Raw genomic sequence first — 18,884 nt, forward strand, 5'->3', positions numbered from 1 at the left:
GACAGCTATAATCAGCCGCTTTCCTCTTTGCCAAGACCACAGCAGACCATGACTGAGTCCGTTCTTGACTACATGACCCGTTTGGGTCGCGCTGCCCGCGAAGCCTCGCGGGTAATCGCCCGTGCCACCACTGCGCAGAAAAACCGCGCATTGCTGGCGGCTGCCGATGCATTGGACGCTGCTCGCCCCGAGCTGAGCGCAGCCAATGAGCAGGACCTGGCCAACGGCCGGGCCAATGGTCTGGAACCGGCATTGCTCGATCGTCTGGCGCTGACCCCGGTGCGTATCGACGAAATGATCGAAGGCCTGCGTCAGGTGGCCAAGCTGCCTGACCCCATCGGTGAAATCCGCGATATGCGCTACCTGCCTTCGGGCATCCAGGTCGGCAAGATGCGCGTGCCCCTGGGCGTGATCGGCATCATCTACGAGTCGCGTCCCAACGTGACCATCGATGCTGCCAGCCTGTGCCTGAAGTCCGGCAACGCGACCATCCTGCGTGGCGGCTCCGAGGCGATCAATTCCAATCGCGCCATTGCCACCTGCATCCAGCAAGGGCTGGCGGTGGCCGGCCTGCCGGCGCAAGTGGTGCAGGTGGTGGAAACCACCGATCGCGCGGCCGTTGGCGCGCTGATCACCATGCCCGAGTTCGTCGACGTGATCGTGCCGCGTGGCGGCAAGAGCCTGATCGAGCGGGTCAGCCGCGACGCCAAGGTGCCGGTGATCAAGCACCTGGACGGCGTCTGCCATGTGTTCATCGACGTGGCGGCCGACCTGGACAAGGCGATTCGCATCGCCGATAACGCCAAGACCCAGCGTTACGCGCCCTGCAACACCATGGAGACCCTGCTGGTCCACGCCGGTATTGCCGAGCGCGTATTGCCGCCGCTGGCGGCGATCTATCGCGACAAGAAGGTCGAGCTGCGCGGTTGCCCGCGTACCCGTGCCTTGCTGGGCGACGATGTGATCGAGGCCACCGAAGAAGACTGGCGCACCGAATACACCGCGCCAATCCTGTCGATCCTGGTGGTCGACAGCCTGGACGCGGCCATCGAGCACATCAACACCTACGGTTCGCAGCACACCGACGCCATCGTCACCGAGAACTTCACCGACGCCCGGCGTTTCCTCAACGAGGTGGATTCCAGCTCGGTGATGGTCAATGCCTCGACCCGGTTTGCCGACGGTTTCGAATATGGCCTGGGCGCGGAGATCGGTATTTCCACCGATAAGCTGCACGCCCGTGGTCCGGTCGGCCTGGAAGGGCTGACCAGCGAGAAATATGTCGTCTTCGGCGACGGCCATGTGCGCACTTGATGAGCAAACGTATCGGTCTGCTGGGCGGTACCTTCGACCCCGTGCACATCGGTCACCTGCGCAGCGCGCTGGAGGTGGCCGATTCGCTGGGGCTCGATGAGCTGCGGCTGACGCCCAGCGCGCGGCCACCGCATCGCGATACGCCGCAGGTGTCGGCCCTGGACCGTCTGGCGATGGTCGAGTGCGCGGTGGCGGGCGTTTCACCTCTGGTGGTGGACGACCGTGAGCTGAAACGGGACAAGCCGTCCTACACCATAGACACCCTGGAACAGATGCGGGCCGAGATGGCCGCGGATGACCAGTTGTTCCTGTTGCTGGGCTGGGACGCTTTTTGCGGCCTGCCTACCTGGCATCGCTGGGAAGAGTTGCTCCAGCATTGCCACATCCTGGTGCTGCAACGCCCGGATGCCGACAGCGAGCCGCCGGATGCGTTGCGCAACCTGCTGGCGGCGCGCTCGGTGAGCGATCCCCTGGCCCTGCAAGGGCCTGGAGGACACATTGCATTCGTCTGGCAGACACCGCTCGCGGTGTCCGCCACCCAGATCCGTCAACTGCTGGCCAGCGGTAAGTCGGTACGTTTCCTGGTGCCTGATGCGGTCCTGGCCTATATCGATGCACACGGTCTTTACCGTGGGCCGAACTGAAGGCGCGCTGCCGGCCGATGCCGTGCAACGCGCCAAACATACGAGCTGAACGAGTTTTATATGACTAACCAAGTAATGAAAGGCGAAGATCTGGTCAAGGTGGCAGTCGCCGCGCTGGAAGACGTCAAGGCCCAGGACGTCCTGGTGATCGATGTTCGCGACAAGCAGAGCATCACCGACTACATGATCATCGCCACCGGTACTTCCAACCGCCAGATCGGCGCGATGCTGGAAAAGGTCCGCGAGATGGTCAAGGCCCAGGGCGTCAAGCCGCTGGGTGAAGAAGGCAAGGGCGACAGCGACTGGGTGCTGCTGGACCTGGACGACGTGATCGTGCACATGATGACCGCCTCCGCACGCCAGTTCTACGACCTGGAACGCCTGTGGCAGGGCGCCGAGCAGAGCCGTGCGGCCGATGGCAAGCACCACAGCCCGGAACACACCCATGAGCACTTCACCAAGCTCAACAAAGACCAGCAATAAGGGACGGCTGTGCGCCTGCGTCTGATCGCTGTCGGTTCACGCATGCCCAAGTGGGTGGAAGAGGGTTGGCACGAGTATGCCAAGCGTCTGCCATCCGAACTGGCGCTGGAACTGGTGGAAATACCGCTCAATACCCGTGGCAAGAACGCCGATGTGGCCCGTTTCATCCGTCAGGAAGGCGAAGCCATGCTGGCCAAGGTCGGCCAGAACGAGCGGATCGTCACCCTCGAGGTCCACGGCAAGCCCTGGAGCACCGAGCAGCTGGCGGTGGAACTGGATCGCTGGCGCCTCGACTCGCGCACCGTGAACTTCATGGTCGGCGGCCCCGAGGGGCTGGCGCCGGAAGTCTGCGCGCGGGCGGACCAGCGCTGGTCGCTGTCGCCTTTGACCTTGCCGCACCCGTTGGTACGGATCCTGATCGGTGAACAGCTGTATCGCGCCTGGACAGTCCTGTCCGGGCACCCTTATCACAAATAGCCCGCGCCCCTAATGTCCCAGCCGATCCGTATCAAGGACCACGAAAAAGACGCCCGTCTGGTGCGTGGCCGGGTCGTGTTCGGGGCTATTGCCGTGGTCTGCCTGATCGGGGTGCTGATCGCGCGCCTGTATTACCTGCAGGTGATCCAGTACGACTATCACTCGACCCTGTCGGAAAACAACCGGGTCCACGTCCAGCCGATTCCACCGACCCGCGGCCTGATCTTCGACCGTAATGGCGTAGTAGTGGCCGATAACCGGCCGAGCTTCAGCCTGAGCATGACCCGCGAGCGTTCCGGCGATTGGCGCCAGGTGCTCGACGTCATTGTCGAAGTGCTGGAGCTGACGCCGGAAGACCGGGTGCTGTTCGAGAAACGCATGAAGCAGGGACGCCGGCCGTTCGAGCCGGTGCCGATCCTATTCGAGCTCAACGAAGAGCAGATCGCCCGGATCGCGGTCAACCAGTTCCGCCTGCCCGGGGTGGAAGTGGTGGCGCAGTTGGTCCGCCATTACCCCCAGGGCGCGCACTTCGCGCACTCGGTGGGCTACATGGGGCGGATCAACGAGAAAGAGCTGAAGACCCTGGACCCGGTGAACTACAGCGGCACCCACCACATCGGCAAGACCGGTATCGAGCGTTTCTACGAGCCCGAGCTGCACGGCCAAGTGGGTTACGAAGAGGTCGAAACCAACGCTCGCGGCCGCGTGTTGCGGGTGCTCAAGCGGACCGACCCGATTCCCGGCAAGGACATTGTCCTGAGCCTGGACATCAAGCTGCAGGAAGCCGCCGAGGCTGCCTTGGGCGGGCGGCGTGGCGCGGTGGTAGCGCTGGACCCGAACACCGGGGAAGTGCTGGCCATGGTCAGCCAGCCGAGCTTCGACCCGAACCTGTTCGTGACCGGCATCAGCTTCAAGGCCTATGCCGAGCTGCGCGACTCCATCGACCGTCCGCTGTTCAACCGGGTGCTGCGCGGCCTGTACCCGCCGGGTTCGACCATCAAGCCGGCGGTGGCGATCGCCGGCCTCGATTCCGGAGTGGTGACGGCCTCCACGCGGGTCTATGACCCGGGCTACTACCAACTGCCCAACTACGACCACAAGTACCGTAACTGGAACCGCAGCGGTGACGGTTACGTCGACCTCGACACCGCGATCATGCGGTCCAACGACACCTACTTTTATGACCTGGCCCACAAGCTGGGGATCGATCGGTTGTCGGCCTACATGAACAAGTTCGGTATCGGCCAGAAGGTCTCGCTGGACATGTTCGAGGAATCGCCGGGCCTGATGCCGTCGCGGGAATGGAAGCGCGCCACCCGCCGCCAGGCCTGGTTCCCGGGTGAGACGCTGATTCTCGGGATCGGCCAGGGCTACATGCAGTCCACCCCGTTGCAGTTGGCCCAGGCCACGGCGCTGGTGGCGAACAAGGGCAAATGGAACCGTCCGCACCTGGCCAGGACCATCGAGGGCGAAAAGCCGGTGGACGAAAACCCGATGCCGGACATCGTCCTGCGCGATCCGTCGGACTGGACGAAGGTCAACCACGGCATGCAGCAGGTGATGCACGGTGCCCGTGGTACCGCGCGCAAGGCGGCCATCGGCTCGCAATACCGGATCGCCGGCAAGAGTGGTACGGCCCAGGTGGTCGCGATCAAGCAGGGCGAGAAGTACGACCGCTCCAAGGTCCAGGAGCGCCATCGCGACCACGCCCTGTTCGTCGGCTTCGCGCCGGCGGAAAACCCGAAAATCGTGGTCTCGGTCATGGTCGAGAACGGCGAGTCCGGCTCCGGCGTGGCGGCCCCGGTGGTGCGCCAGGTGATGGACGCCTGGCTCCTCGGCCCGGATGGCCTGCTCAAGCCTGAGTTTGCCGGCCCTATCAGTGCGGAGGCTACGGCCCGTGAAGAGTAATTTCGATCGCATCCTGTCCAGCGAGGATGTGATGCGTCGCCGTGCGACGCTGTTGCAGCGCATGCACATCGACGGCCCATTGCTGATCCTGCTGCTGACCCTGGCGGCCGGCAGCCTGTTCGTCCTGTATTCAGCGAGCGGCAAGAGCTGGGACCTGCTGGGCAAGCAGGCGACGTCATTCGGCATCGGCCTGGTGTCGATGATCATCATCGCCCAGCTCGAGCCCCGGTTCATGGCGCGTTGGGTGCCACTGGCCTATGTATTCGGCGTGGTGCTGCTGGTGGTGGTGGATGTCATGGGACACAACGCCATGGGCGCCACCCGCTGGATCAATATCCCCGGGGTGATCCGCTTCCAGCCCTCGGAGTTCATGAAGATCATCATGCCGGCGACCATCGCCTGGTACCTGGCCAAGCGCAGCTTGCCGCCGCAGCTCAAGCATGTGGGCATCAGCCTGATCCTGATCGGAATCCCGTTCATTCTGATCGTGCGCCAGCCGGACCTCGGCACCTCGCTGCTGATCCTTGCCGGTGGCGCCTTCGTGCTGTTCATGGGCGGCCTGCGCTGGCGCTGGATCCTCAGCGTGCTGGCTGCCGCGGTGCCGGTGGCGATCGCCATGTGGTTCTTCATCATGCACGACTACCAGAAGCAGCGGATCCTGACCTTCCTCGATCCGGAAAGCGATCCGCTGGGCACCGGCTGGAACATCATTCAGTCCAAGGCGGCCATCGGTTCCGGTGGCGTCTTCGGCAAGGGCTGGTTGCTGGGCACTCAGTCCCACCTGGACTTTTTGCCCGAGAGCCACACCGACTTTATTATCGCGGTCATGGGCGAAGAGTTCGGCCTGGTGGGCATTTGCGCCCTGCTGCTGATCTATCTGCTGCTGATCGGTCGTGGGCTGGTAATCACCGCCCAGGCGCAGACGCTGTTCGGCAAATTGCTCGCCGGCGCCCTGACCATGACGTTTTTTGTTTACGTTTTCGTCAACATCGGTATGGTCAGTGGCCTGTTGCCGGTCGTGGGGGTGCCGTTGCCGTTCATTAGCTACGGAGGAACTTCGCTGGTGACGCTGCTGTCAGCGTTTGGGGTTTTGATGTCGATCCATACCCATCGCAAGTGGATCGCGCAGGTTTGAATAAGGTGAAGAATTCAATGCAAGTAATGCGTGGCTGGACCGCTCGGTATGCGCCGTGGGTCGGTCTGGTAGGCATCCTTGGTGCAGCGCAGGAAGCGCTGGCCGGCGGCGAATACGAAGGTTCGCCCCAAGTGGCCGAGTTCGTGGGCGAAATGACTCGCGACTATGGCTTCGCGGGTGAACAGCTGATGGGGGTGTTTCGCGAGGCCGAGCGCAAGCAGTCGATCCTCGATGCCATTTCCCGGCCCGCCGAGCGGGTCAAGCAGTGGAAAGAATACCGGCCGATGTTCATTACCGACGCGCGTATCGCCCGCGGTGTGGACTTCTGGCGCCAGCACGAGGCGGTATTGGCCCGTGCCGAGCAGGAATACGGGGTTCCGGCCCAGGTGATCGTGTCGATCATCGGTGTCGAAACCTTCTTCGGGCGCAACACCGGTAACTATCGGGTGATCGATGCGCTGTCGACCCTGGGCTTCGATTACCCGCCACGTGCCGAGTTCTTCCGCAAGGAATTGCGCGAATTCCTGCTGCTGGCGCGCGAGGAACAGGTCGATCCACTGACCCTCAAAGGCTCCTACGCCGGCGCCATGGGCTTGCCGCAGTTCATGCCAAGCAGTTTTCGCGCCTATGCTGTGGACTTCGACGGCGACGGCCACATCAATATCTGGACCAATCCGGACGATGCCATCGGCAGTGTTGCCAGCTATTTCAAGCGTCACGGCTGGGAGGCCGGGCAGCCGGTGGTCAGCCGGGCCGAAGTGCGTGGCGATCAGGTCGACGAGGGTCTGACCACCGGTATCGAACCGACGAAAACCGTTGGGGAGTTGCGGGCGCTGGGCTGGTCGAGTCATGATGCGCTGCGCGATGATATGCCGGTCACGGCTTTTCGCCTGGAAGGTGACAATGGCCCCGAATACTGGATGGGCCTGAAGAATTTCTACGCGATCACGCGTTATAACCGCAGCGTGATGTACGCCATGGCCGTACATCAGCTCTCTGAACAGCTGGTCCAAGCACGGGGCGTCAAGTAATGCTGGCATCGCCAATCCGCAAACCCCTGAAGCTGGTGGCTCTTGCCGCGTTGTCCTTGCTGGTGGTCAGTTGTTCGTCAACCCAGGCGCCGAAACAGAAAGGCCCGGCGACGGCCGCACGTTCGAAACCGGTCCTGGACATCAACCGCGCCCACAAAGACGGCGCGCCCTGGTGGGACGTCGATGTATCGCGTATCCCTGACGCCACGCCGACCCTGCACACCGGCCCGTACAAGGCCAACCCTTATACGGTGCTGGGCAAGACCTATTTCCCGATGGCCGAATCCAAGCGTTATGTCGCTTCGGGCACGGCTTCCTGGTACGGCACCAAGTTCCACGGGCAGAACACCGCCAATGGCGAGGTGTATGACCTGTACGGCATGAGTGCCGCGCACAAGACCCTGCCCTTGCCGAGTTATGTCCGAGTGACCAACCTGGACAACCACAAGAGCGTGATCCTGCGGGTCAACGACCGTGGGCCGTTCTATTCGGACCGGATCATCGATTTGTCCTATGCCGCGGCCAAGAAGCTCGGTTATGCCGAGATCGGCACTGCCCGGGTCAAGGTCGAGGGCATCGACCCGCAGGAATGGTGGGCCCAGCGCGGCCGGCCGGCGCCCTTGATGCTCAACGAGCCGAAAGCCGCGCCAGTGATGACGGCGTCCACGGGGACCGTCGAACAATGGACTCCACCTGCGCAGCAGCACGCCGCGGCCGTCGTGCCGGTGCAGCTGGATGCAAAAAAAAACGCTTCTGCGCAAGCCTCTGGCCAGTATCTGCAGGTGGGCGCCTTCGCCAACCCGGACGCTGCCGAGCTCCTGCGCTCGAAGCTGAGCGGGATGGTGAGCGCTCCGGTGTTCATCAGCTCGATCGTGCGCAATCAACAGACCCTGCACCGGGTACGCCTGGGGCCGATCGGCTCGCAGGGTGAGATCCAGCAAGTGCAGAACAGTGTCCGGCTGGCCAATCTGGGGCAGCCGAGCCTGGTAACCGCCGAGTAATCGGATTCTGATTCATGGTTCACCCGCGGTATTTGGGGGGTGAACCCAGGTTGTTGGCTCGTCGTACAACAAAAGCCCGGCAAGGGTCGTGAGTGAACAACTGAACACGCGACAGCCCTTTAGAAGGCTGTCTGAATAGTTTTGTCCGCGAGGACAAGTTTCCATTAGCAATTTCGAGAGACGGATGAACATCACCACCTTTGCCAAACGCCTGTGTCTGCTTGTCCCGCTGATCATCACGCCTGCCGCCTGGGCGGTAGAAGTGATGCCGTCGCCACCGCAGCTGGCCGCCAAGTCCTATGTGCTCATGGAGGCCAGCAGCGGTAACGTGCTGGTGGAGAACAACGGTGACCAGCGTCTGCCGCCAGCCAGCCTGACCAAGCTGATGACGGCCTACATCGCGACCCTGGAAATCCGTCGCGGCCAGATCGGTGAGAACGACCCGGTGACCGTCAGCGAGAACGCCTGGCGTACCGGCGGTTCGCGGATGTTCATCAAGGTCGGTTCGCAGGTCACTGTCAGCGACCTGCTGCACGGCATCATCATTCAGTCGGGTAACGACGCCAGCGTCGCGGTTGCCGAGCACATCGCCGGCAGCGAAGACGCCTTTGCCGACATGATGAACAAGACCGCCGGCGACCTGGGCATGACCAATAGCCACTTCATGAACCCGACCGGCCTGCCGAACCCCGAGCACTACTCGTCGGCGCACGACATGGCGGTCCTGGCTCGCGCCATCATTCACGAAGACCCGGCTCACTACGCGATCTACTCGCAGAAAGAGTTCTTCTGGAACGGCATCAAGCAACCTAACCGCAACCTGTTGCTGTGGCGTGACAAGACCGTCGATGGCCTGAAAACCGGCCACACCGACGAAGCCGGCTACTGCATGGTGTCCTCGGCCGTGCGTGACGGCATGCGCCTGATCGCCGTGGTGTTCGGTACCAACAGCGAGCAGGCTCGTGCAGCCGAAACCCAGAAGCTGCTGACCTATGGTTTCCGCTTCTTCGAAACCCAGACCTTCTACCAGAAGGGCACCGAGCTGGCTCAGGCGCCTGTCTGGAAAGGCACTACCTCCCAGGTCAAGGCCGGTCTGGCCCAGGACCTGAGCATGACCATGCCAAAAGGCCAGCTGAAGAAGCTCGCGGCCAGCATGACCATGAATCCACAATTGATCGCGCCTATCGCCAAGGGCGACGTGATCGGTAAAGTCGAAGTGAAACTGGACGACAAGGTGGTGCACAGTGCCGACCTGATCGCTCTGGACGCGGTCGACGAAGGTGGTATCTTCCGCCGCATGTGGGATAGCATCCGCCTATTCTTCTACGGCTTGTTCAACTGATATTGTCGACCCGCGTGGCCCTCGCTCTGAAGTAGAGCGGGGCCGCGTCCGTCGCCACGGCTTACGAGGCCGTTACGCCATGACAGACACCGAAGTAAAGGCGCCAAAGATCGAATTCCCCTGCGCGGATTACCCGATTAAGGTGATCGGCGACACCGGCGTGGGTTTCAAGGACAAGATCATCGCGATCCTTGAAAAACACGCGACCGTTGACCACAAGACCCTGGCCGAGCGCCAGAGCACCAACGGCAAGTACACGACCATCCAGCTGCACATCATCGCCACCGGTCAAGAACAGCTGTACGACATCAACAGCGAGTTGCGGGCCACCGGTTTCGTGCACATGGTGCTGTGATGCCACAAACGCTGGGCTTTCGCGAGCTCGGCCAGATGGCCTACGAGCCGGTCTGGCAGGCCATGCAACGCTTTACCAACGAACGCGGCACCGACGCTCCCGATGAAGTCTGGCTGGTGCAACATCCACCGGTCTTTACCCAGGGCCAGGCGGGCAAGGCCGAACACCTGTTGCTTCCCGGGGATATCCCGGTGGTGCAGGTCGACCGGGGTGGCCAGGTGACCTATCACGGTCCTGGCCAACTGGTGGCTTATCTGCTGCTGGACGTGCGCCGTTTGGGTTTTGGCGTGCGAGACCTGGTCAGCCGGATGGAGCAGTGCCTGGTCGAGCTGCTGGCCGGCTACGGCGTGGCTGCGGCGGCCAAGCCGGATGCCCCCGGCGTTTACGTCGATGGCGCGAAAATCGCCTCCCTGGGCCTGCGGATCCGCCATGGTTGTTCCTTTCATGGCCTGGCCTTGAACGTGGACATGGATCTGCAGCCGTTTCGACGGATTAACCCCTGTGGCTATGCCGGGCTGGCAATGACCCAGCTGAGCGACCACGCAGGACCGATTGAATTTGCCGAGGTAAGTGCCCGGCTGCGTGCGCAGCTCGTCAAACACCTCGACTATGCTGAGCAGACGACCCTAACGGGCGGAATCGACTGATATGACTACTGCGCAAGACGCTGTGCAAACCCTGATCCCGACGCTGGATGTTTCCGAGCGCCCGGCCCGTGCGAAAGTTGAAACCGGCGTTAAATTGCGCGGTGCCGAGAAAGTCGCACGTATCCCGGTGAAGATCATCCCGACCACCGAACTGCCGAAGAAACCGGACTGGATTCGCGTGCGTATTCCGGTGTCCCCGGAAGTCGACCGGATCAAGCAATTGCTGCGCAAGCACAAATTGCACAGCGTCTGCGAAGAAGCCTCCTGCCCGAACCTGGGTGAGTGCTTCTCCGGCGGTACCGCGACTTTCATGATCATGGGCGACATCTGCACCCGTCGCTGCCCGTTCTGCGACGTCGGTCACGGCCGTCCGAAGCCTCTGGACGTCGATGAGCCGATGAACCTGGCGGTGGCTATCGCCGACCTGCGCCTGAAGTATGTGGTGATCACTTCGGTCGACCGCGACGACCTGCGCGACGGTGGTGCCCAGCACTTTGCCGACTGCATCCGCGAAATCCGCAAGCTGTCGCCGAACGTGCAGCTGGAAACCCTGGTCCCGGACTACCGTGGCCGCATGGACGTTGCGCTGGAAATCACCGCCGCCGAGCCGCCGGATGTGTTCAACCACAACCTGGAAACCGTGCCGCGCCTGTACAAGGCCGCGCGTCCGGGTTCGGACTACCAGTGGTCGCTGACCCTGCTGCAGAAGTTCAAGCAACTGGTGCCGCACGTACCGACCAAGTCCGGCCTGATGCTGGGCCTGGGCGAGACCGACGACGAAGTCATCGAAGTCATGAAGCGCATGCGCGAGCACGACATCGACATGCTGACCCTCGGCCAGTACCTGCAACCGTCCCGCAGCCACTTGCCGGTGCAGCGTTTCGTGCACCCGGACACCTTCGCCTGGTTCGCCGAGGAAGGTTACAAGATGGGCTTCAAGAACGTCGCCTCGGGCCCGCTGGTACGTTCCTCCTACCACGCCGACGAGCAGGCGAAGCTGGCCAAAGAAGGCCTGGTCTCCTGATGTAATGCGCCCGCAAGGTCTTTCCTTGCGGGCGTCATCTTCCGTTACGCCCGCGTCTCCCTCCCTTCATAGACTTTTCCTGCAAGCGCCGTGGCGTTTCGGCACTTCTGTTTGCCCGCTTTCATGGCTACTGTGCACTAGAGAATCCACACAGGGAGAACCATTGGATGACCCTCCAACCGACTGACGTCCTTTGTGCGCAACGGCCGGTGCCGACGCTGCCTTCGCAAGGGCTGATCGGCTTGATTGCACCTGCCGGGCCCGCGGCCCTGGATACCGAGCAAGCCGCCCGCTGGATGCGCGCTCGAGGTTATTCGCTGCGGATCTACCCCGGAGTCCAGCAGAAGGACGGCTATCTGGCCGGTAGCGACGAGGTCCGCCTGAACGACCTGCACGCCGCTTTCGCCGATGACGATGTCGATGCGATCCTGTGCCTGCGGGGGGGCTACGGCAGCCCACGCTTGCTCGACCGGATCGATTACGACCTGTTGCGCCGCCACGCCAAGCCGTTTGTCGGCTACAGCGACATCACCGCGCTGCACCTGGCCATCAATCGTCATGCCGGTTTCGTGACCTTTCACGGGCCGATGCTCAATGCCGACCTGCTGGGCGACAAGCAGCCACCGACCGAGTCCTCGCTGTTCAGCCTGCTCAGGGGGCAACTGAAGGCTGGCAGCCTGCTGGCGCATCCGGCGGCTTATCCCTTGACCACCATCGAGCCCGGCATCGCCTGCGGCCAGTTGCAGGGGGGCAATCTGTCGTTGATCGCCGCGACCATGGGCACGCCGTATGAGATCAATGCTGACGGCATCATTCTGTTCATCGAAGACATCAACGAGCCGCTGTACCGGATCGACCGTCTGCTGACGCACCTGCGCCTGGCCGGCACGCTCGACAGGCTTCGTGGTGTGCTGGTGGGAGATGTGGCGGGCGTGGAGCCCCAGGCGCTTGCCGGGCTGCTCAAGCAGACCTTCGAACCCCTGCGCATTCCTGTGCTGGCTGGATGGCGCAGTGGTCACTGCGATCCGAACCTGACCCTGCCGTTGGGAGCGATGGTCAGGCTGGATGCGGGGGAGAAGCAGTTGATCCTGGAACAGGACGTGGTGTTCGGCTGATCAGCCCGTGCCCGCTCCCCTTGTGGGAGCGAGCGTGTCCAAGACGATTACCCTGATGACTGGCGCGCAGGCCGGCTCAGCGCGAGCGCAGGCTCTCCAGTAGCTTGTGGGTCGGGTAGCCATCGGCAGGCCAGCCCAGCGATTGCTGCGCGCTGCGAATCGCCTTGCGGGTATTGGCGCCGATAATGCCGTCCGGGTTGCCGGCATCGTAATTGTTGGCGCTGAGCAGGCTCTGCAACTCGATGCGCTCGGAGCGGCTGAGGGGCATGTCGTCTTTCGGCCAAACGCCGTTGATCAAGCCCGAACCGTTGAAGCGTTGCGACAACAGGTTCACCGCCAGGGCATAGGACGAAGAGTTGTTGTACTTCAGAACGGCGCGGAAGTTGTCGAGGATCAGGAACGCCGGACCGCGATAACCCGCCGGCAGCAGCAAGGCCGCCGAAAGCTGCTCGGAGCCTGGCGGAACGCTGGCGCCGTTGGGCAGCTTCATGCCCAGGCGCAGCCACTCGGACACCGGTTTACGGATCGCACCGTCCGCCAGCGCATAGTCGAAGCCGCTCGCCAACTCCACTTCGAAACCCCATGGCTGGCCTTTCTGCCAGCCGGAGCTTTGCAGATAATGCGCCGTCGAGGCCAGGGCGTCGGCCGGGCTGTTCCAGATATCGCGACGGCCATCGCCGTCGAAGTCCACGGCGTGGGTGTTGTAGGTGGTCGGGATGAACTGGGTCTGCCCCATTGCGCCGGCCCAGGAGCCGAGCATCTTCTCGGGCTGGATATCGCCGTGCTGGAGAATCTGCAGGGCGGCCAGCAGCTGGCTGTTGGCAAAGGCCGGGCGACGGCCTTCGTAGGCCAGGGTCGCGAGGGAGCGGATGACCGATTTGTTGCCCTGGAACTCACCGAAATTGCTTTCCATGCCCCAGACCGCTACCAGCGCCTGGCGATCGACGCCATAACGCTGTTCGATCTGCTGCAGGATGTCGGCGTACTGATTGATCAGCGCCTGGCCTTTACGCACACGCAGCGGCGACAGAGCGCCGTCGAGGTACTCCCACACCGGCCGGGTGAATTCCGGCTGGCTGCGGTCGGCCTTGATCACGCCCATGTCCGGGGTGATACCGGCGAACGCCCGGTCGAAAAGATCGGCGCGGATCCCCGCGTTCAGGGCTTCGACACGGAAACCTGCCTGCCATTGGGCAAAGGTCTGGGTTGGCTGGATGTCCAGGTTGTCGACGGCCAGCGGAGCGACGGTTGCAGGCGCGGCGAGAGGGGCGGCTTGAATGCTTTGGAGTGGCTGGGCATCGGCGGCGGTGGGTTTTTCCGCGCAGGCGACGAGCAGGGCAAGGCTGGAGGCAGCGATCAGTTGGCGCAGGTGCCAACGACGGGAAAGACAGAAGGGCATGCACAGGTCCAGAGAATACGAATCAGATACAGACCTTATCACGCCGGCGGGGTTCTCTGCTTTAGGCAGCCAGAAAGTAAGAAGCCTCCCAGCTTTTAGACTGGAAGGCTTCGCGGCGGTAGCTGCCTTTGCCCTTGGCGGGTCGTTCCTGACGACTGCGGAACAGGGGCTGGGCGATGATGGATTTGGCCTTGTTGGGGCCATGCTTGGATGGCTTGCTCATTTTGGGTTCTCGCTTGAGGTGGGTTTGCGCGGCAGATGATCGGCCAGCTTTACCCCGCTGTCCAGCCCTGTGATGTGTAGGACTTTTCAGTGTCTTTCGTTGGATCTCCCGAACCTGTAGGAGCGAGCCTGCTCGCGATAGCGATCGGCCAGGAAACCGCGGTACCGGCTGGCGCTGATCGCGAGCAAGCTCGCTCCTACAAAGTGTCAGGTTATTCGGCGGGGAGAGGCAAGCGTTGTCCGGCCATCAGCAGCGACAGGCGGCTCAGGCTGCTCCAGGGCGAGCCAGCAGCCTGCCCCTTGATCTGCGCATCGATGCGCTGGGCATCGAGCAGCAATTGCGCCCAGCGCGGCGCGGAATAGCGCTGCAGGGCCTTGCTCATCAGCAGCTTGCGTTTGTCCCAGACGGGCGGGCGGGCCTGGCTGAACACTTTATCCAGCGGAGTGCCCTGGCTGTACTGCAGCGACATATTGGCCAGCGACCGCAGTTCCCGGGACAGTGCCCAGAGAATCACCGGAGGCTCGACACCTTCGCCGCGCAGGCCTTCGAGCATGCGCAGGGCATGCGCGGCCTCACCGTTGAGGATCGCGTCCACCAGCCCGAAAACGTCGAAGCGCGCACTGTCGGCGACTGCCGCTTGCACGGTTTCCACCGTGATCTGGCCACCCTCGGCCATCAGCTTGAGCTTTTCGATTTCCTGGGCCGCGGCCAGCAGGTTGCCTTCTACCCTGGCCGCGATGAGTTCCACGGCGTCCTGGCTGGCGGAAAGCCCGGCCTGGGACAGGCGTTGGCGAATCCACTGCGGCAACTGGCTGGCATCCACCGGCCAGATCTGGATGAACTGGGTCTGCTCGCCATCGATCAGGGCCTTGCCCCACTTGGTCTTTTGCGCGCTGCCATCGAGCTTGGGCAGGCTGATCAGCAGCAGGGTGTCTTCGGCCGGCCGTGAACAGTATTCGATGAAGGCCGCTGCGCCTTTGTCGCCGGGCTTGCCGGAAGGCAGGCGCAGTTCCAGCAGGCGTTTTTCGGCGAACAGCGACATGCTCGCACCGGCTTGCAGCAGGGTGCCCCAATCGAAATTGGCGTCGGCGCTGAATACCTGGCGTTCATCGAAGCCCTGCTGGCGGGCGGCGCTGCGAATGGCATCGGCGGCTTCCTGGCACAGCAACGGATCATCGCCACTGATGACGTAGACCGGTGCGAGCGTGCCTTGCAGGTGTTTGCCGAGTTGAGCGGGGGCGAGTTTCATAAGGAAGGGCAAGCGGGGCGCTTGCGCGCCCCACGAGACTTACTGGTTCGGCAACTGCATGGGCGACTGTTGCGGGGTTTCCGCCTCAGCCTTCTGCGCGGCTTCCAGCGCCTCGGCCTCGGCCTTGGCGCGGGCATCCGCGGTCTGCTGCAGTTGATCCAGCTGGGTCGGGGTCAGCAGTTGCAGGCGCAGCATCATGTTCTGCACCAGGTCGCGACGCATTTCCTTGCGCACTTCCAGCGACTCCTGGTCGGAACCCACCAGGTTGTTGCCGTCGTGGATGTAGACCTTCTGCACTTGCAGTTTGTCGCTGAGCAGGGACAGGTTGTTCTGGCCCTGGATTTCGTAGTTCAGCACGGTGGTCATTTCATACTCGGCCGAACGACCGGCACCGGCGTAGCTGAGGCTGCGCTGGGATTCCTGTTCGCGGGTCAGCACCAGCTTGTAAGGCGCGCCGGCATAGACCTTGACGCCACTGCTCTGCAGGACCTGGCGCAGCTGGGTCACGGTTTCGCCGTAAGCGTTACGGGCGCTCAGGTCGAGTTCCTTGATCGCCAGTTCGGTGGTGCCGGTACCGCGCAGCTGAAAGCCGCAGGCGCTCAGCAGTACGGCCAGGCCGATCACCAGGAGGTTGCGTTTGATCATCTTGTTGCTCCCCTTGAAACCATGTGGGCCGACAGGGCGGCCCTGGAGGTTTTATTCGGCGTCAGCCTTGGGCTGACGCCTGATCCAATTAGCTAGCGACGATATTGACCAGCTTGCCAGGCACGACGATCACTTTACGAATCGTCAGGCCTTCGGTGAAGCGCAGCACGTTCTCGTTGCTTCGAGCGGCGGCTTCGATCTCTTCACGGCTGGCGCTGGCTGGCATTTCGATCTGGCCACGCAGTTTGCCATTCACTTGAATGACCAGTTGCAGGCTGTCCTGAACCAGTGCGTTCTCATCCAGCACCGGCCAGCCGGCGTCGATGATGGCGCCGCTGCGACCCAGCTGGCTCCACAGCTCGTGGCTGATGTGCGGGGTGATCGGCGCCAGCAGCAGGGCCACGGTTTCCAGGCCTTCCTGCAACAGGGCACGGTCCTGCGGGGTGGCTTGCGGTGCTTTTTCCAACACGTTCATCAGCGTCATGACCTGAGCGATGGCGGTGTTGAATTTGTGGTTCTGGCCGACGTCCTGGCTAGCTTGCTTGATCGCCAGGTGGATGGCGCGACGAATGACTTTCTGTTCGTCGTTCAGCGCACCCAGTTCCAGTGCGCCCGGCAGGCCCTGGGCTACGTGAGACTGGGCCAGGCGCCAGACGCGCTTGAGGAAGCGATGGGCACCCTCGACGCCGGAGTCGGACCATTCCAGGCTCATGTCAGGTGGCGAAGCGAACATCATGAACAGGCGGCAGGTGTCCGCGCCGTACTGCTCGATCATCGACTGAGGGTCGACGCCGTTGTTCTTCGACTTGGCCATTTTCTCGGTACCGCCGATTTCCACCGGCAGGCCGTCGCTGATCAGCTTGGCGCCGACGATCTTGGCCTTGCTGTCACGCTCCAGCTCGACATCGGCCGGGTTGTACCAGGTGTAGGCACCGTTGGCTTCGCGGCGATAGTAGGTCTCGGCGACCACCATGCCTTGGGTCAGCAGGTTCTTGAACGGCTCGTTGGAGCTGACCAGGCCCTCGTCGCGCATCAGCTTGTGGAAGAAGCGGGCGTAGAGCAGGTGCAGGATCGCGTGTTCGATACCGCCGATGTACTGGTCCACCGGCAGCCAGTGGTTGGCCGCGGCCGGGTCGACCAGGCCACCCTCGTATTTTGGCGAGGCGTAGCGGGCGTAGTACCACGAGGACTCGACGAAGGTGTCCATGGTGTCGGTTTCACGCTTGGCAGGCTTGCCGCATTTCGGGCAGCTGCACTCGTAGAACTCGGGCATGCGCGCCAGTGGCGAGCCGGCGCCGTCCGGCACCACGTCTTCCGGCAGTACTACCGGCAGCTGGTCTTCCGGTACCGGTACATCGCCACAGCTGTCGCAGTGGATGATCGGGATCGGGCAGCCCCAGTAGCGCTGACGGCTGATGCCCCAGTCGCGCAGGCGGAACTGGGTACGGGATTGGCCAAGGTTTTTCTTCAGCAGGGCCACTTCGATGGCGTCGAAGGCACCGGCAAAATCCAGGCCGTTGAACTCGCCGGAATTGATCAGTTCGCCGTGCTCGCCGTAGGCGTCCTGCCAAGGCGCAGGCGTTTCGTCGCCAGCGCTGGTGCGCACCACGTTCTTGATCGGCAGGTTGTACTTGGTGGCGAATTCGTAGTCGCGCTCGTCGTGCGCCGGAACAGCCATCACCGCGCCATCGCCGTAATGCATCAGTACGTAGTTGGCGACCCATACCGGGAGTTTTTCACCGGTCAGCGGGTGTTCGACGAACAGCGAAGTCGGCAGGCCTTTCTTCTCTTGAGTGGCGATATCGGCTTCGGCGACGCTGCCGCCCTTGCACTCGGCGATAAAGGCTTGCAGCGCCGGATCGTTCTGCGCCGCCAGGGTGGCCAGCGGGTGCTCGGCGGCCACGGCAACGTAGGTCGCGCCCATCAGGGTGTCAGGGCGGGTGGTGAAGACTTTCAGTGCGCCCGCTTCGCCGATGGAGGCCTGGTCGTAGGGGAATTGCACTTCCATGCCACGGGATTTGCCGATCCAGTTGCGTTGCATGGTCTTGACCTGCTCGGGCCAGCCCGGCAGCTCGTCGAGACTCTCCAGCAGCTCATCCGCGTAGGCGGTGATCTTGAAGTAGTACATCGGGATTTCGCGTTTTTCGATCAGCGCGCCGGAGCGCCAGCCGCGACCGTCGATCACCTGTTCGTTGGCCAGGACGGTCTGGTCGATCGGGTCCCAGTTCACAGTGCCGTTCTTGCGGTAGATCACGCCTTTTTCGAACAGGCGGGTGAACAACCACTGTTCCCAGCGGTAGTAGTCCGGCTTGCAGGTAGTGACTTCGCGGGACCAGTCCACCGCCAGGCCCAGGCTGCGCAGCTGGGACTTCATGTAGGCGATGTTTTCGTAGGTCCACTTGGCCGGTGCGACGTTGTTCTTCATCGCGGCGTTTTCCGCCGGCATGCCGAAGGCGTCCCAACCCATGGGTTGCAGCACGTTCTTGCCTTGCATGCGCTGGTAGCGGGAGATCACGTCGCCGATGGTGTAGTTACGCACATGCCCCATGTGTAGCTTGCCGCTGGGGTAAGGGAACATCGACAGGCAGTAGTAAGTCTCCTTGCCTGGCTGTTCACTGACTTCAAAGGACTTTTGCTCATCCCAGAACGACTGGGCGGCGGCTTCGATTTCACGGGGCTGATAGTGTTCGTGCATGGCTACTTTTGAACTGAATAGGGGTGGCCTAATCCTCTTCAATGCAACGTTGGGCGGTGATGACGCCAAATATGGCGTTTTCGCTACCCAGTCGAGCTGGAAGTGGAGTTACAGGAAGCGCCGTAGCATACATGACCGCGCTCTACCGAGGGAAACCCTGATTACGCGCCGTGGGCCGTTGGTCGCGGCACCCGGCC

General features: G+C 62.7%; 18 protein-coding genes. 13 read left to right on the forward strand and 5 right to left on the reverse strand.

The genetic code is table 11. The annotated features are described in order from the left end of the window. Positions 1-48: 48 nt before the first annotated feature. The 13 genes from PVZ78_RS27870 (at position 49) to PVZ78_RS27930 (ending at position 12,476) form a co-directional block, all read left to right on the forward strand. Positions 49-1,314: a glutamate-5-semialdehyde dehydrogenase gene (locus PVZ78_RS27870; protein WP_009051041.1), complete on the forward strand. Its 1,266-nt coding sequence runs from the start codon at positions 49-51 to the stop codon at positions 1,312-1,314. Next, complete coding sequence (gene nadD, locus PVZ78_RS27875) at positions 1,314-1,958, forward strand: nicotinate-nucleotide adenylyltransferase (protein WP_009051040.1); 645 nt, start codon at positions 1,314-1,316, stop codon at positions 1,956-1,958. Before PVZ78_RS27870 ends, nadD begins: the two co-directional genes overlap by 1 nt. Before the next feature lie 60 nt (positions 1,959-2,018). Continuing rightward, entirely contained in the window at positions 2,019-2,441 is a 423-nt protein-coding gene (rsfS, locus tag PVZ78_RS27880) for a ribosome silencing factor (RefSeq protein WP_009051039.1), read from the forward strand. 9 nt (positions 2,442-2,450) lie between these two features. Next, positions 2,451-2,918, forward strand: a complete 468-nt coding sequence (rlmH, locus tag PVZ78_RS27885) for a 23S rRNA (pseudouridine(1915)-N(3))-methyltransferase RlmH (protein ID WP_009051038.1) — start codon at positions 2,451-2,453, stop codon at positions 2,916-2,918. A gap of 12 nt (positions 2,919-2,930) precedes the next feature. Beyond that, positions 2,931-4,826 carry a penicillin-binding protein 2 gene (mrdA, locus tag PVZ78_RS27890; RefSeq protein ID WP_009051037.1) on the forward strand — a complete coding sequence of 632 codons (1,896 nt, stop codon included), beginning with the start codon at positions 2,931-2,933 and terminating at the stop codon, positions 4,824-4,826. A 31-nt stretch (positions 4,827-4,857) separates the two neighbouring features. Next, positions 4,858-5,961 (forward strand): rod shape-determining protein RodA, encoded by a 1,104-nt coding sequence (gene rodA / locus PVZ78_RS27895; protein ID WP_041987538.1) that lies wholly within the window; start codon positions 4,858-4,860, stop codon positions 5,959-5,961. A 17-nt stretch (positions 5,962-5,978) separates the two neighbouring features. Next, positions 5,979-6,992, forward strand: a complete 1,014-nt coding sequence (gene mltB, locus PVZ78_RS27900) for a lytic murein transglycosylase B (protein WP_009045789.1) — start codon at positions 5,979-5,981, stop codon at positions 6,990-6,992. Continuing rightward, positions 6,992-7,993, forward strand: a complete 1,002-nt coding sequence (locus PVZ78_RS27905; RefSeq protein WP_028683489.1) for a septal ring lytic transglycosylase RlpA family protein — start codon at positions 6,992-6,994, stop codon at positions 7,991-7,993. The genes mltB and PVZ78_RS27905 overlap by 1 nt, the downstream gene beginning before the upstream one ends. Before the next feature lie 184 nt (positions 7,994-8,177). Next, positions 8,178-9,335: a D-alanyl-D-alanine carboxypeptidase family protein gene (locus PVZ78_RS27910; RefSeq protein WP_273829593.1), complete on the forward strand. Its 1,158-nt coding sequence runs from the start codon at positions 8,178-8,180 to the stop codon at positions 9,333-9,335. 79 nt (positions 9,336-9,414) lie between these two features. Further along, positions 9,415-9,690, forward strand: a complete 276-nt coding sequence (locus PVZ78_RS27915; RefSeq protein ID WP_008152827.1) for a DUF493 domain-containing protein — start codon at positions 9,415-9,417, stop codon at positions 9,688-9,690. After that, entirely contained in the window at positions 9,690-10,337 is a 648-nt protein-coding gene (lipB, locus tag PVZ78_RS27920) for a lipoyl(octanoyl) transferase LipB (RefSeq protein ID WP_038635509.1), read from the forward strand. Before PVZ78_RS27915 ends, lipB begins: the two co-directional genes overlap by 1 nt. Position 10,338: 1 nt before the next feature. Next, positions 10,339-11,361 carry a lipoyl synthase gene (gene lipA, locus PVZ78_RS27925; RefSeq protein ID WP_007927101.1) on the forward strand — a complete coding sequence of 341 codons (1,023 nt, stop codon included), beginning with the start codon at positions 10,339-10,341 and terminating at the stop codon, positions 11,359-11,361. Between the two features lie 167 nt (positions 11,362-11,528). Further along, positions 11,529-12,476 (forward strand): S66 peptidase family protein, encoded by a 948-nt coding sequence (locus PVZ78_RS27930; RefSeq protein WP_273829594.1) that lies wholly within the window; start codon positions 11,529-11,531, stop codon positions 12,474-12,476. Between the two features lie 76 nt (positions 12,477-12,552). On the opposite strand, the gene PVZ78_RS27935 is transcribed toward PVZ78_RS27930, so the two are convergent. The 5 genes from PVZ78_RS27935 to leuS all read right to left on the reverse strand — a co-directional run bounded on the left by PVZ78_RS27935 (position 12,553) and on the right by leuS (position 18,687). Continuing rightward, the gene (locus tag PVZ78_RS27935) at positions 12,553-13,875 is read right to left on the reverse strand and encodes a lytic murein transglycosylase (protein WP_009051030.1); all 1,323 of its coding nucleotides are present in this window, start codon (positions 13,873-13,875) and stop codon (positions 12,553-12,555) included. Between the two features lie 61 nt (positions 13,876-13,936). Next, positions 13,937-14,098, reverse strand: coding sequence for an alternative ribosome rescue factor ArfA (gene arfA / locus PVZ78_RS27940; protein ID WP_007927093.1), 162 nt, complete (start codon positions 14,096-14,098; stop codon positions 13,937-13,939). A 211-nt stretch (positions 14,099-14,309) separates the two neighbouring features. Beyond that, positions 14,310-15,347 (reverse strand): DNA polymerase III subunit delta, encoded by a 1,038-nt coding sequence (holA, locus tag PVZ78_RS27945; protein WP_273829595.1) that lies wholly within the window; start codon positions 15,345-15,347, stop codon positions 14,310-14,312. 39 nt (positions 15,348-15,386) lie between these two features. Beyond that, positions 15,387-15,992, reverse strand: a complete 606-nt coding sequence (locus tag PVZ78_RS27950) for an LPS-assembly lipoprotein LptE (protein WP_009051028.1) — start codon at positions 15,990-15,992, stop codon at positions 15,387-15,389. An 88-nt stretch (positions 15,993-16,080) separates the two neighbouring features. After that, entirely contained in the window at positions 16,081-18,687 is a 2,607-nt protein-coding gene (leuS, locus tag PVZ78_RS27955; protein ID WP_009051027.1) for a leucine--tRNA ligase, read from the reverse strand. Positions 18,688-18,884 lie beyond the last annotated feature (197 nt).

This window comes from Pseudomonas sp. SBT1-2 (assembly GCF_028640875.1).
GTDB classification, from domain to species: Bacteria; Pseudomonadota; Gammaproteobacteria; order Pseudomonadales; family Pseudomonadaceae; genus Aquipseudomonas; species Aquipseudomonas chlororaphis_I.

Bases quoted from the DNA above. Each gene is read 5' to 3' on its own strand.
- PVZ78_RS27870 (WP_009051041.1), top strand. From the start codon at position 49: ATGACTGAGTCCGTTCTTGACTACATGACCCGTTTGGGTCGCGCTGCC.
- nadD (WP_009051040.1), top strand. From the start codon at position 1,314: ATGAGCAAACGTATCGGTCTGCTGGGCGGTACCTTCGACCCCGTGCAC.
- rsfS (WP_009051039.1), top strand. From the start codon at position 2,019: ATGACTAACCAAGTAATGAAAGGCGAAGATCTGGTCAAGGTGGCAGTC.
- mrdA (WP_009051037.1), top strand. From the start codon at position 2,931: ATGTCCCAGCCGATCCGTATCAAGGACCACGAAAAAGACGCCCGTCTG.
- rodA (WP_041987538.1), top strand. From the start codon at position 4,858: ATGCGTCGCCGTGCGACGCTGTTGCAGCGCATGCACATCGACGGCCCA.
- mltB (WP_009045789.1), top strand. From the start codon at position 5,979: ATGCAAGTAATGCGTGGCTGGACCGCTCGGTATGCGCCGTGGGTCGGT.
- PVZ78_RS27905 (WP_028683489.1), top strand. From the start codon at position 6,992: ATGCTGGCATCGCCAATCCGCAAACCCCTGAAGCTGGTGGCTCTTGCC.
- PVZ78_RS27910 (WP_273829593.1), top strand. From the start codon at position 8,178: ATGAACATCACCACCTTTGCCAAACGCCTGTGTCTGCTTGTCCCGCTG.
- PVZ78_RS27915 (WP_008152827.1), top strand. From the start codon at position 9,415: ATGACAGACACCGAAGTAAAGGCGCCAAAGATCGAATTCCCCTGCGCG.
- lipB (WP_038635509.1), top strand. From the start codon at position 9,690: ATGCCACAAACGCTGGGCTTTCGCGAGCTCGGCCAGATGGCCTACGAG.
- lipA (WP_007927101.1), top strand. From the start codon at position 10,339: ATGACTACTGCGCAAGACGCTGTGCAAACCCTGATCCCGACGCTGGAT.
- PVZ78_RS27930 (WP_273829594.1), top strand. From the start codon at position 11,529: ATGACCCTCCAACCGACTGACGTCCTTTGTGCGCAACGGCCGGTGCCG.
- PVZ78_RS27935 (WP_009051030.1), bottom strand. From the start codon at position 13,875: ATGCCCTTCTGTCTTTCCCGTCGTTGGCACCTGCGCCAACTGATCGCT.
- arfA (WP_007927093.1), bottom strand. From the start codon at position 14,098: ATGAGCAAGCCATCCAAGCATGGCCCCAACAAGGCCAAATCCATCATC.
- holA (WP_273829595.1), bottom strand. From the start codon at position 15,347: ATGAAACTCGCCCCCGCTCAACTCGGCAAACACCTGCAAGGCACGCTC.
- PVZ78_RS27950 (WP_009051028.1), bottom strand. From the start codon at position 15,992: ATGATCAAACGCAACCTCCTGGTGATCGGCCTGGCCGTACTGCTGAGC.
- leuS (WP_009051027.1), bottom strand. From the start codon at position 18,687: ATGCACGAACACTATCAGCCCCGTGAAATCGAAGCCGCCGCCCAGTCG.